Here is a 13,774-nt window from a genome sequence, read left to right as displayed (position 1 = left end):
GGGGATGCTTTACCTTATCGCAATCGCCTCAATGCTGGAAAATATTTAGTGGTGGTCACGGGTTCAGAAACCCTGATGCGGAAAGCCACTCGTGTTTTAAGACCCTTAGAACCAGAAAATCTGCAAGGTTATACGGTGGGAGATACAATAGTTTAAATGGGTGGAATTCTATCGTGGGATTTGTTGCTTTTGTCTCTAGGTATTTCTAATGATTCTGGAGAAAAGTTAATCGAGTCCAAATGGATTGAATTTTTGTTAAAAATGTTATCATCGGAAAATTGGGTTTGAAACCCCGTCATTCCCGCGATAGCGTCGGACGGCTTTTAAATTTAATTTAAACACAATCTGCCCATTTTCACCAACTATGTGCTAGTGCTAGAATGTGAGATATGGAAAAAGCACACAGTTACCGATTTTACCCAACACCGGAACAAGAGTCGCTATTGCGGCGCACATTAGGCTGTGTAAGATTAGTTTACAATAAGGCACTCCATGAACGAACTCAAGCATGGTATGAAAAGCAAGAAAGAGTAGGTTATAGTCAAACGTCTTCAATGTTAACGAATTGGAAAAAACAGGAAGATTTAGACTTTTTAAATCAGGTAAGTTGTGTCCCCTTACAACAAGGATTAAGACACTTACAAACAGCCTTTACTAACTTTTTTGCGGGTCGTGCCAAGTATCCTAATTTTAAGAAAAAACATCAAGGAGGGAGTGCGGAATTTACTAAGTCGGCTTTTAAGTTAAAAAACGGACAAATCTACTTAGCGAAATGCTTAGAACCCTTACCGATTCGATGGTCAAGACAAATCCCCAAAGATTGTGAACCGAGTACCGTAACCGTCAGATTACATCCTTCGGGACGTTGGCAGATTTCAATAAGATTTGACGACCCAACCATTAAGCCTTTACCTGTAACAGATAAAGCCATAGGAATTGACTTAGGAATTAGTAGCCTTGTAATTACGAGTGACGGGCAAAAAATAGCCAATCCTAAACATTTTAAAAAACATGATCAGAGATTATGTCAGGCACAAAAAAATCTGTCTCGAAAACAGAAAGGGTCAAAGAATCGGGAAAAAGCTAGAATCAAAGTAGCTAAAATTCACGCTCGAATCACCGATAGTAGAAAAGACCATTTACACAAGCTAACGACTCAATTCGTTCGTGAAAACCAAAGGATTGTAGTTGAGGATTTAGCTGTAAAAAACCTGGTCAAAAATCCCAAATTAGCCCAGGCAATAGCCGATGTTAGTTGGGGAGAAATCACTCGACAATTAGCCTATAAATGCCGTTGGTATGAGAGAACCTACATCGAAATAGATAGGTGGTTTCCGAGTTCAAAACGGTGTAGTAATTGTGGAGATATTGTGGAAAAAATGCCGTTAAAGATACGAGAATGGGAGTGTCCCAACTGTGGGACTCACCATGACCGAGATCTTAACGCCAGTAAAAATATTTTGGCGGCAGGGCTTGCCGTGTCAGTCTGTGGAGCGAGTGTAAGACCCGAACAGAGTAAATCTGTGAAGGCAACTGCTAAGAAACAGAAACCTAAATTGTGAAGTTTAGGAATCACCGTCCGTTTTACGGCGGTGAGGATGTCAACAATACCAATAAATCTTCTATTCCCGTTCACTTAAAATCCCCTAATGTTACCAAGAGATGAACTTCTAAAAGGCATTGAAAATCGAGAAAGTCTCGCACGGGTTCTCGATTTGGCAGAACAAGCGCTTAAAACGTGGGAAATTACCTTAACGGATTTTCTGTCTCCCCCTGAATTGGCGGAATCAGAAAAGGTTTTTAGTCGATTAACAGAAGTGCAAATGCTCCCCTGGGGAGGCTATCCCCAAGCAGAACGCAAACGTTTAGGAATTGCTCGATCTGATCTGCCTCTTGATTTCTCCCTGGTGAGTGTTGTGGTGTTAGAAATTTCGGGCAATTTTCTGTTTGATCCTGCTACCCATCGAGACTTTTTAGGTTCGATGTTAGGAACGGGAATTGTCCGCGATAAAACGGGGGATATTATTGTTTTAGGAGAACGGGGTGCTCAAACGATTGTTACTCCAGAATTAGCAGATTTTTTGGAATTAAATCTGACCCAAGTGCGTTCTGTTCCGGTAAAAACTCAACGCATTGATCCGAGTGAATTAAAGGTTAAAGAACCTAAGAAGAAAGAGTTAACAACCGTAGAAGCTTCGATGCGTTTAGATGCCGTTGCTTCTGCTGGATTTGGAATGTCACGCAGCAAAATGGTGAGTTTAATTGATGGGGGAGATGTGCGGGTGAATTGGAAGGAAATCACCCAAGCCAGTTATCAAGTAAAATCCGGTGATTTAATTGCAATTCGGGGAAAAGGACGTTTAGAAGTTAAGGATATTGCGATTACCAAAAAACAACGATATCGAGTGGAATTAACTCGGTATCAATAAGGTAATTACGAATTACGAATTACGAATTACGAATAGGGAATAGAAAGAATTGGGATTTGAGGATTAATTTTTGTTATCAGCCTTCCCATAGGATTGCTATATAAAATTAGGAGGATATTAGTGATGAAACGACTTTATGATCAAGCTTTTGATATTTTACAACAAGAAGTTAAACACTGCGCTCAAAAGGATTTAGTTGGAGATGTGGGAGCAAAAATTGTTCTAAAACGATTAGAAAAAATGCGCTTACAGTCAGGAGATCCCCTAACGTTAGATGAATTAAAAGATTTGGTTTCTGATCAATTTCCAAACTTTAGCGAATCCGTTTTAAAAAAAGCAGCAAAAGTAAATCGCCCCCCTGGAGTTTTTTCTAAAATCGTTTTAGGAATGGCTGTTTTAGGAGGATTTGCAGGATTAGTTGCTCTAGCTAATTTACCTTATCCCATGATTCGTTTCCCGGTGGCTAAAACCTTTCCTATTTTATTACTTCCCAGCTATATTAATATGGATTATAACTATCGACAAGCGGTGTCATTAGTTGAACAATCCGATCAATTAATTAATCAAGCAACAGCCATTACAGATATTGAATTAGGGGTTGAAAAAGTTAAACAATCTCAAAAGCATCTGGATCAATTACCAGTTTGGTTTTTAGGCTATTATCCTCAAGCGTATTGTTCGTTTATGGGTTGTATGTGGCGATTTACCTTCGATGAATATGAAAGTGCTCGCAAGAATATAGGACGGATGGAATCTAAAATTTTTCAACAAAAAAATGCCTATCAGGAATATACAAAAGCCGAACAATCCATTCAAGAAGCACAGCAAAAATTCCAAAAACTTCCCCCAGGAAATGAACAACAACAAACCATTAAAGTTTGGCAAACCGCGATTGATCAATTAGAGAAAATTCCCCCCGAAACCTTAGCCGGAAAATTAGCGCAAAAACAGTTAGCAACAGCGCAACGGGATTTTCAACAACAACTTGGATTTGTGGCGGGAAGTATTAAAGGAAATACGTTAATTGATGCGGCGATGCAATTTGCCAGTCAAGCTGCAAAAGCTTCTCAAAATCCGCCTCACACTGCTCAAGAATGGCAACAAGTGATTAAATTATGGGAGGAGGCAATTCGTCGGTTAGAACAAGTTCCGACGGAAAACCCCAGCTATTCAGAAGCTCAGAAAAAATTAGCAGAATATACAACAAATTTAGGAATATCTCAAACTCGATTACAAACTGAAAAAGATGCTGTTGAGTTAGTTAAACAAGCAAAATCTGCTATTGCTCAATGGCAAAAATTAGCTCGTTCTAAAGATCCTGATATTGGTGCTTTAATGAGTCAATTAACCGATATCATTAATACCTTGGAACAGGTTCCAGCAGGAACAACAGTCAGTCAAGAATCTCAGAATTTATTACGTTCAGCCCAACATACCTGGGATAAGTTATCTCTAAATTGATTTGACAATTTTGCTGATTTCTGTACCACTCTATTAATTTTGAAGAAATCAGGTTTATAATTCTCCATCTTTTATGATACATTAAAAATTCAGACAAAAAGTTGATATTTTCAGACGGTTTTCCAGAAAATTAACCTCTATAATTATGGCTCAAACACCACAGAATCCTTCTGATTCTCTCTCCGGGACACCAGATTCTTCGGCGGACACAGCAAATTTAATACAGTTATTACGTCGTAAACAAGGAAATTGGGTCGAGTGGGGTGAAGCTTGTGCTCAATTACAAAAATCCGGTTACAATCCCCAACAAATTTTTGAGGAAACCGGGTTTGAACCCATTCAACAAAATCAAGTGATTGTGGCGGCACAGGTTTTTAGCTCTTTAGTCAAAGGCAATTTAGCACTTGAAATTCAATCTTATTTTCAACGCAAAGGAAGTGATATTTTATATGAATTTCGGATTCTGAACCAAGGGGAACGAGTCAGGGCTTCAGAATTTGCAAATCAGCGTCAATTAGATGCGGATGAAGCGAAAGAATTAGCGAAAGCAATCAAAGAATTTTCTCGATTTTCGACTGCTCCAGACGGTTTTTCTCATCATCCTGGGGATATTTTAGCTTATTATGCTTGGAAAGCTGCCCGACAACATCATGATTTACAACAGCGCTCACGGTTAATTGCAAAAGGGTTAAAATATGCTCATTCCCCAAGCGCCAGAGAAAAAATTGAACAACTGTTAACTGATTTTTCAGTTACCACAAAACGCTCTGCTCCTCGTTTACCGATTTATCGTTTAGAAACGGAAGAAGATATTCCTCGTTTAATTCCAGTTGCGGGTGAATTTCCGATTTCATTATCAGACTTTAATGCTGTTCCTTTAATGGAAGAAATCGGTAAATTTCGTATGGTTAAATCGTCAGGAAATGCCGCCTGGGTAGCTGTTCCAGGATGGCAAGTGGTCATGAAAGCAGAAGATCCCGTTGCCATTTTAGGAAATAGTGCGAATTTGCCCAATCCTTTACCCAATAAATCAGAACCGGTTTTAATTATTGTAGATCGTGCTCAACGGGAATGGGATACTGATGCCTATTTCTTAGTAGAAGGCTCCGAGCATTTAGAATTACAATGGTTTGATGAAAACCCGTCAATCCTATTACTGGGAAAATTGATTTTGGTCGTCCGTCCCCAAAAAGTATTAGATGAGGATCAAATTCGTGATGTTTGGCAAATTGATGAATAATTAATTATGGATTGTTGACGATTAGCTGTTTATACTGAAACTCTTAAATCGGTGTTACAGATGATCCCCTAAATCCCCGTAGAGACGCGCCATGGCGCGTCTCTACAGTAGACTTGAGTAGAAACCGGGTTTTTTAAGAAGTATTATCCCTGTTCGTAATTCGTAATTCGTAATTCATAATTCCCTGTTCCCTTTAGGATTACTATATTTTATTTTGACGATACCAACGATAACCATAAACTGCGCCTCCTAGGAGGAATAAATAAGGACTAAAGGCTAATAACCATAAAGTTAATCCGACTAATAACCAAGTAAATTCTCCCATTGTATGGGTCGCGGTTCCCCAAGTTTCTTGTATTCTTAATCCCAAATTATCAGGAGTAGAAGCAGCAGAAACTGGCGATTCAAGGGTTAAATTAATTGTAGAATAAGCCACTTGATTTTGTAAATTTCTTAACTGAGCATCAATCCGTTCAATGGATTCTCGAATGGTACTTAATTCATTAGCGGCTTTGAGAACGTCCCCAACGGAACCCGAACGCTCCATAATTTTTAAGATCATGTCTTCCGATTTGCGTAAATTTCGTAGTCGAGCTTGGAAATCGACTAATTGATCAGAAACATCCTCGGCTGTAATCATTTGATTTTCCACCGTTCCTAATTTTGCTAACGCATTTAACGTTGTTTCTAACCGTTGTTGGGGAACTCTAAACTCTAAATAAGCGGTTTGACGCTGACTATTATCAGGGGATTTTTGAGCTTCAAATTTTAAAATATCTCCTTGCTGTTTCTGGATAATGGTAGTAATTGATTCTGTCGTTTGATGAATAGATTCCACTACTAAAGTCAATTGAGCACGTTTAATCAGTTGAGATTGTTTTTTAGGTTCTGGGGTCGTTTGTTCCGGTGTAGAATTAGCCATTTCGCGGGTATCTGCTGGGGCTAAAGGTGCACTGGCGGGAGAACTCATGGTCACTTTATTCGCCTGACTGCAACTAGATAAGGCTAAAATTGATACCATTAATCCCAGACAAAATCCTAGCTTTGATGCTGTCCGAGAGCCAATTTGATGAGTATTCATGGCGTTACCTTCCTCAAAAAAAGAACCCGATATTACAGCAATATCCTTTTAAAATTTACTGTTTCCTGATAAAATTTTAAGCGATATCCCTATAACAATATCTCTAATTTAACCTTTTATTGTTAATAACTCCTCTAATATTGAACCTAAAATGACAGACGATTTCGACCTTGATCAAGTTTCCTCCCTCGATTCTCTATCAACCCCAGAAACGGAATTGACGGTTTCTGATGGGACAATAACGAATTCCTTAGAAAATATTGAGAAAGTTCGCGCTTTTCGAGCCGAAAAAATTAAAGAAATTTATCAAAGTTTACGTCCCGGTCAACAACAAATGGCGGATTGGAATGGGGGGCCCTTAGCGATTTCTGCGGTTCCCGGTGCGGGAAAATCAACAGGAATGGCGGTTGCTGCGGCTTTAGCGATCGCTCATGATCAACTCCATGCTCGTCATCAATTAGTGATTGTGACCTTTACCCGTTCAGCCGCCGCTAATATTCGGGCTAAAATTACAGAAAAACTTAAAGATCTTAAATTACCTTTAGGCGGGTTTGTTGTTCATACCTTGCATGGTTTAGCTCTCAATATTGCCTTAAGACATCCTGAATTATCGGGATTAAATTTAGAAAATGTTACGTTAATTTTACCCACTCCCAGTAATCGAATTACTCGCACCTGTGTTGAACAGTGGATTGCTGCCAATCCTCGTCATTATCAACGATTAATTGAGGGGGTTCAATTTGATGGAGAAGAAACAGAACGCTTAAGAAGGCAGTCGGTTTTACGAACAGAAATTTTACCGAATTTGGCTTGGAAAGTGATTCAAGAAGCGAAAAGTTCTGGGTTAAAACCGAAAGATTTAAACCGCATTTCTGAACAAATTCCTGATGATTATGAGATTTTAAAAATTGCTGGGGGGTTATATGAAAATTATCAAAATTTGTTGCGATCGCAGAATTTAATTGATTATGATGAAATGATTTTAGCAGCCTTGCAAGTCTTAGAAAATCAAGCAGTGCGTCAAGTTTGGCAAAATCAAGTATTTGCTGTGTTTGAAGATGAAGCTCAAGATTCTACGCCTCTGCAAAGTAAACTGTTAAGAATTTTAGCTCGGTCTTCTGAGTCAATTAGTAATGATTTAGAGACTTTAAATTTAGTTCGAGTCGGTGATCCAAACCAAGCGATTAACTCTACCTTTACTCCGGCTGATCCCATTTATTTTCGGAATTTTTGTAATGAGTGTGAACAGTTAAAAAAATTAGCGACCATGGATCAGGCTGGAAGAAGTAGCTGTATTATTATTGATGCGGCTAATTATATGTTATCGTGGGTGAATCGCTCCAAATTAGCGGGAAATGAACAACCTTTTCGAGAGCAAATGATTCGGTTAGTGGGATGGAATGACCCTCAACCCAATGCAAATCCACCCGCTTATGATCGAGGCTTAGAACTGTGTGAACCTGCGGATATTTATCAAACGGTTGAGTGGATTGTGCAACGGATTGTAACAATTTTTAATCATGATCCTCAAGGAAAATTTGCTATTTTAATTCGAGAAAATAAACAAGGAGAGTTTATTTCTAACGTTTTAAATAACCCCCAATCATACAATATTAAAATACCCGAAGATTTTAAAACTAAAATCCGCATTTTTGATGCGTCTCAACAGGCGCGAAACTCTAAAATTCCTGAAGAGATGTTAGTATTACTGCAATTTTTAGATCGTCCCCATTCACCGGATTATTTAAAATTAGCGTTAAAAGTTTTAGGCGATCGCAATTTAATTCCGAATTTAGATTATAATAAAATAGCAATTCATCCTGAAGAATTTCTTTATCCTGGCCCCCTGGATTCACCACAGTCTCCAGAAATTCGTCAATGTCGTTATTTTTGTTGTCAATTATTGCAAGCACGTTTAGAACTTCCTCCCTATCAATTAATCTCTTTTTTAGCCTTATCCCTGCGCTATGAACGAACGGAATTAGCAACGGCTGATAAATTAGCTGAACGCATTGGTCAAAAAACTTTTGGTAGCCATTCTATGGGGACTATTTTAGAAGTTTTGAATGATATTGTCAGTTCAGAACGATTTGAACCCGTTGATATTGATGAAGAAACTTCTAAAGAAAGTCCCTACACCCGTGACGGTCAATTAACTTTAATTACCATGCACAAAGCCAAAGGATTAGATTGGGATTATGTGTTTCTTCCCTTTTTACAAGAGTCTACAATTCCGGGGAGTTTACGAGTTTTACCGCAAACGAAATTTCTAGGAGAAATCACGCTTTCTGAAGTCGCTCGTGCTCAAATTCGAGCCGCATCTCACGGACAAGAATTAATCCCCGATGTGATGACTGCATGGGAACAAGCCAAGGATTTAAAAATTGCCGAAGAATATCGCTTACTCTATGTCGCCATGACCAGAGCTAAACGTTTTTTATGGATGTCTGCATCGCGTTTTGCTCCCTACACTTGGCATAAACCTGAAAATCAGCAAGAACAAAAACCCTGTCCGGTTTTTATGGCATTAAAACAACAATTTCCTCAACATTTTTTAGAGAAATATTAAAAAATAGAAGAAAGAGTTGGTTCTATTTTCGGTTGAATTTCAGCATCAAACCCAGCAGATTTTAAGGAATTTAGAGTCGCTTCAGCATTCTGTATCCAGAAGTCACGACCTAAACAAACCCCTTTATAATTATGTTGAAACTCTCCCTTCACTGTAGCCACAATGGGAATATTAGCTTGTTGTTGATTACCGGATGATTGTTCTTTGAGAAGTGCATGAAGTTTTTGCAAGCGAGTTAAATCATAAATTTCCTCAAGTTTTAAATGTAAAAGCACCATAAATTCTGATTCCTCTACTTCCAAATCTTCTAATAAAGGAGTTGGGAGTTTTTCACGGCGAGGGAGAGTATTGGCGAATTGTAATTCATCAATAATTAACTGAGTTTTATCTTCCTGTTTATCAAGTTTTCCTGTAATTAAAACCACATCATTTTCACCGGGAAAGGTCTTTATTTCTTGATAAGTTCTAGGAAAAACAATCGCCTCCATTTGTCCGGTTAAATCTTCAATTTGTAAAAATGCCATGCGATCGCCTTTTTTAGTGGTATGCAGTTTAATCGAGGTAATCACAACAACGACTTTAACTTTAGATTTTTTATCCGTTAATTCTGCTAAGGTGACTCGTTCCTCTACAATAATAGATTCTAAGATGGATTTTAAAGGATGTTCAGAAACATAAAATCCCAGTAATTCTTTCTCAAATTGTAGTTTTTCTTGAACCGTAAAATCTTCAATTTTTGCAGGTTTTGGTGCATCTTCATGGGTATTGATTGTATTTGTTCCTCCCCCTAAAAGATCAAAGATACTTTGTTGACCAACAGCCCGATCTTTAGCTTTACTTTGCGCCCAAGAAATTAATTTATCTAAATGATCAATCGCTTGACGACGGTTGGGGTTCAATTTATCTAAAGCACCACATTTAATTAATGCTTCTAAAGCACGGCTATTGACAACTTGTAAATTTATGCGATCGCATAAATCAGGATAACTTTTAAATTCTCCCCCTTCTCGACGCTCTGCTAATAAATGTTCAATCGCACCTTCCCCTACATTTTTAATCGCAGATAATCCGAAAATAATACTGTTATCGGAAGGGGTAAAATCCATACCCGAAAGATTAATATCTGGTGCAATTACTTTAATCCCTAAAGATTTTTGGCAAGATTCAATATACTTTTGAATTTTATCGGTATCTCCACTATTGGCACTTAATAAAGCTGCCATATATTCAACGGGATAATTAGCTTTTAAATAAGCGGTTTCATAGGTTACATAGGCATAAGCCATAGAATGGGATTTATTGAAGCAATATTCGGCGAATTGAACCATTTGCTCAAATAACTTTTCTGCTAATTTTTGTTGGACTCCATTTTTAGTTGCACCGTCAATAAAGAGTTCCCTTTGCTTCTGCATTTCTTCTGCTTTCTTTTTACCCATACAGTTGTGGGCAATAAAATTATTAGCTATAAAATTATGGGTTTCGGGAATACTTAAATCAAACACTTCTTCTTTACCCATATACTCAATTTCAACAATTTCATCCCAAAAAACATCTGATTCCGCGATCGCTTTTAATTGGTCATTTTGAAATGCAATTGCAAAATTTTCTACACGATGACGAGATAAACTCCGAGAGGGTGTTTTCTGGAAATTTAAACCCGAAGACATAGTACCTCTTGACACTCCCACAGCCTGATCAATTTTATCCCATGTCATCCGAGTTGATTTTTTGACCTGAGCAATTAGTGTAATCACTTCCGGTGGAATTGTATGTTTTGATTGATTCCGAATTTTATCTTTGATTAATAAATAACAGAGTTCTGCTTGCTCTGTTTTATAGGAACTCAAGTTAGGCTTAATTAATTCACAAAACTTGAGCATATCTTCTCGTCCGGTAATTTGGGCTCGATAAGAAATGTGAGGTTTACCATTATATTGAATGGTTTTTACATTAAAGAGTGAAACAATCCCTAAACGGAGGAGTAGATGTTGAATTTGTTTGATCAAAACCGGAGAAGTGGAAGTATAGTCAGTATGACCAATGCTAGTATCGAAACTTCCATCCGTTGACCATAAAGTTCCTAAGAAAAGTTTTAATTGCTCCTGAGATAATGTCAAAACCCATTCGGGAAGTTCTTTGTCCCTAGAGTGAGCTCGTTTAATATGATCATCTACCCATTTATTGAAAGAAGAAATAAACCCAATACGAGCATAAGTGACAGATTTTCGCCCCGGATGTAGTTGATGATCAATCGGTGCTGGTTTGCCAAAAAGTTCTTTTGCACAGTTATTAAAATCATCTATTAATTCTTGATCACTATTACAAAAATAACTACAAGATGGACTCTTTGTGGATAAATGACCGTCTCCAATTAAATACGCGACCAACTTGATTTGAGCATCTGATATTTGACTTTGATTTGTAATCGGAATAGTTTTTGCTAAACCCACGCGATCGCCAATTTTAAAGGACTTTAATGGTTTCCATCCTAAAACTGTATAGAAAAGATGATCCTCAGTGGCTTTAATTTTGTGATTTGTTTTTGTAGTAATTTGCCAAATATCCCGAACTCCATTGGGATGAATTTCTGTGATCGGTTGTTGAATGATATTTTGAGTTTTAAGATTGAGAGAAAAGACTTTTCTACCTAACCAATATTCAGGAGATTGTGCAATTTCTTTTAAGGAAACTAACTTTCCAGTCGCAGCATCTACAATTTGCGTAGATCCACTCAAACATCGGCGAAGAATATCCGCTTGACCTAAAGAATAGCCCGCTAAATCTTGAGCTAATTTCATAATTTGTTCTTGGAAACATAAAATTCCATAGGTTTCTTTTAAAATCGGTTCTAACGTCGGATGATCATAGCGAATTTCATCCCGTCCATGTTTACGATCAATAAATTGAGGAATTAAACCTGCATCCAATGGCCCCGGACGATATAAAGCTAAAATCGAAGAAATATCATCTAAACAGGATGGTTTCAGTTTTTTTACAATATCCATCATCCCAGAAGATTCTAACTGAAAAATCCCATCTAAATCCCCTTTTTCCAGTAATTTATAAGTTTTTAATACATCTTCGGGTAACTTTTTATGGGTTTTATAAGCGTCTTGCGCTCTTTTTTCTACATCAGAAGGTAGTTTTTCAGGATCAATATGATGGTGATATTTTTCTTCAATATAATCAACAGCTTTTTGAATCATGGTTAAATTCTTTAAGCCTAAAAAGTCCATTTTTAATAATCCAACTGCCTCTAAATCCTCCATATAATATTGAGTAATCACCGCCCCATCATTATTACGTTGGAGGGGAACAATTTCATCTAAAGGTTGTTTAGAAATCACCACACCCGCCGCATGAACTCCGAAGGTTTTGTTTGTTCCTTCGATGCGAATTGCCATATCTAGCCATTGTTTAACTTTAATCGTTCCGACTTCATCCCCTGCATCATTATGAATAGCAACATCTTCATGATCATAAGCTTCTTTAAATTCCGGCGCGGGACTTTGATCGGAAATCATGACTTTTAAACGGGTCGGTTTTCCCCGTGAAACCGGAATTAATTTCGCCATTTGATCTGATTTTTTATAGGAAATTCCTAACACCCTGGCGACATCTTTTAACACCGCTTTAGAAGTCATGCGGTTAAACGTAATAATTTGAGCCACCTTATCTTCGCCATATTTATCGGTGACATATTTAATCATTTCGTCTCGCCGTTCAATACAAAAATCCGTATCAATATCCGGCATGGATTTTCGTTCAGGGTTTAAAAACCGTTCAAATAATAAACCATGAAAAACCGGATCAATATTCGTAATTTTTAAAGCATAAGCCACTAATGATCCGGCGGCTGAACCTCGTCCTGGCCCGACGGGAATATTGTTATCTCTGGCAAATTTAATATAATCCCAAACGACTAAAAAGTAAGTCGAAAACCCCATCTGTTGCATCATTTTAAGTTCATATTCTAAGCGCTCTTTATAAATAGGTTTAATCTCGCTTCGAGTTTTAGCATTCATCCGTTCTAATAATCCTTTCCAAGTCACTTCTTCTAAGTAAGTATCGGCTGTATGATCGCTCGGAATGGGATAGTCAGGAATGCGAGGTTCCCCTAAAATACCCTTATAGGGTTCTACTTTATTCGCAACTTCTACCGTATTATTAATTGCTTCTTGAATAATATCATCGGATAAATGATCTCGAAAAAGTTGCGCCATTTCTTCAGCAGATTTTAAATATTCTGTGCCGCTGTAGCGCATTCGTTTTTCTTCATTAATTAATTTTTGGGTATTAATACAAAGTAACGCATCATGAGCTTCTACATCATTACAAGAGATAAAATGAGAATCATTTGTAGCGATAATCTTAATATTTAATTCTCGACTAATATTAACAATCTCAACATTCACCATCCGATCTTCAGGAGAACCATGATCTTGAATTTCTAAATAAAAATCCTCTCCAAATACATCTTTATACCATTGGGCAACTTTTCGCGCCACATCATACCGTCCTTGTAAAATTGCCTGGGGTATTTCTCCGCCTAAACAAGCACTGGTAACAATTAACCCTTCATGATATTGTTCTAATAGCTCTTTATTAATACAGGGACGTGCAAAAATGCCTTTTCCTTGAAATCCTTGCAGGTGTGAAATGGTGGTGAGTTTAACTAAATTTTTATACCCTTGGCTATTTTTTGCCAAGACCACTTGATGATATTTTCTTCGTTTCTCACCCTTCTGATCCTGAACTTTAATATCACCATTAATCACATACATCTCATTGCCAATAATGGGTTTAATATTCTTATTTCGACAGGTTTTAATTAACTCAATTGCCCCATACATGACACCATGATCGGTGACAGCGATCGCTGGCATTCCTAACTCTAATGCTCGATCAATTAATTGAGGTAATTGAGATGCACCATCGAGTAAACTATAATCACTATGAATATGTAATCCTACAAAAGACATGGTTGAGTTCCT

7 protein-coding genes are annotated in these 13,774 nt (G+C 37.6%); 5 read left to right on the top strand and 2 right to left on the bottom strand.

Annotation, left to right across the window (positions count from 1 at the left end; all coding sequences use genetic code 11):
- Positions 1-389 precede the first annotated feature (389 nt).
- The 4 genes from IQ236_RS22865 (at position 390) to IQ236_RS22850 (ending at position 5,130) form a co-directional block, all read left to right on the top strand.
- Positions 390-1,562, top strand: coding sequence for an RNA-guided endonuclease InsQ/TnpB family protein (locus tag IQ236_RS22865; protein ID WP_193871422.1), 1,173 nt, complete (start codon positions 390-392; stop codon positions 1,560-1,562).
- Between the two features lie 87 nt (positions 1,563-1,649).
- The gene (locus tag IQ236_RS22860) at positions 1,650-2,429 is read left to right on the top strand and encodes a photosystem II S4 domain protein (protein ID WP_193871421.1); all 780 of its coding nucleotides are present in this window, start codon (positions 1,650-1,652) and stop codon (positions 2,427-2,429) included.
- 123 nt (positions 2,430-2,552) lie between these two features.
- Positions 2,553-3,890, top strand: coding sequence for a hypothetical protein (locus tag IQ236_RS22855; RefSeq protein WP_193871420.1), 1,338 nt, complete (start codon positions 2,553-2,555; stop codon positions 3,888-3,890).
- Positions 3,891-4,035: 145 nt separating this feature from the next.
- The gene (locus tag IQ236_RS22850; RefSeq protein WP_193871419.1) at positions 4,036-5,130 is read left to right on the top strand and encodes a RuBisCO accumulation factor 1; all 1,095 of its coding nucleotides are present in this window, start codon (positions 4,036-4,038) and stop codon (positions 5,128-5,130) included.
- Between the two features lie 202 nt (positions 5,131-5,332).
- On the opposite strand, the gene IQ236_RS22845 is transcribed toward IQ236_RS22850, so the two are convergent.
- Positions 5,333-6,211: a DUF4349 domain-containing protein gene (locus IQ236_RS22845; protein ID WP_193871418.1), complete on the bottom strand. Its 879-nt coding sequence runs from the start codon at positions 6,209-6,211 to the stop codon at positions 5,333-5,335.
- A 151-nt stretch (positions 6,212-6,362) separates the two neighbouring features.
- Here IQ236_RS22845 and IQ236_RS22840 point away from each other — a divergent pair, with 151 nt between their 5' ends.
- Entirely contained in the window at positions 6,363-8,780 is a 2,418-nt protein-coding gene (locus tag IQ236_RS22840; RefSeq protein ID WP_193871417.1) for an ATP-dependent helicase, read from the top strand.
- Here the strand turns inward: IQ236_RS22840 and dnaE are convergent.
- Complete coding sequence (dnaE, locus tag IQ236_RS22835) at positions 8,777-13,762, bottom strand: DNA polymerase III subunit alpha (RefSeq protein ID WP_193871416.1); 4,986 nt, start codon at positions 13,760-13,762, stop codon at positions 8,777-8,779. The genes IQ236_RS22840 and dnaE overlap by 4 nt on opposite strands.
- Positions 13,763-13,774 lie beyond the last annotated feature (12 nt).

The organism is Planktothrix mougeotii LEGE 06226, from assembly GCF_015207485.1.
Taxonomy (GTDB): Bacteria; Cyanobacteriota; Cyanobacteriia; order Cyanobacteriales; family Microcoleaceae; genus Planktothrix.
Note: the sequence above shows the minus strand (reverse complement) of the source record. Positions and strands in the feature narration are given on the sequence as shown.

Coding starts and splice junctions, on each gene's coding strand:
- IQ236_RS22865 (WP_193871422.1), top strand. CDS start 390: ATGGAAAAAGCACACAGTTACCGATTTTACCCAACACCGGAACAAGAG.
- IQ236_RS22860 (WP_193871421.1), top strand. CDS start 1,650: ATGTTACCAAGAGATGAACTTCTAAAAGGCATTGAAAATCGAGAAAGT.
- IQ236_RS22850 (WP_193871419.1), top strand. CDS start 4,036: ATGGCTCAAACACCACAGAATCCTTCTGATTCTCTCTCCGGGACACCA.
- dnaE (WP_193871416.1), bottom strand. CDS start 13,762: ATGTCTTTTGTAGGATTACATATTCATAGTGATTATAGTTTACTCGAT.
- IQ236_RS22845 (WP_193871418.1), bottom strand. CDS start 6,211: ATGAATACTCATCAAATTGGCTCTCGGACAGCATCAAAGCTAGGATTT.
- IQ236_RS22840 (WP_193871417.1), top strand. CDS start 6,363: ATGACAGACGATTTCGACCTTGATCAAGTTTCCTCCCTCGATTCTCTA.
- IQ236_RS22855 (WP_193871420.1), top strand. CDS start 2,553: ATGAAACGACTTTATGATCAAGCTTTTGATATTTTACAACAAGAAGTT.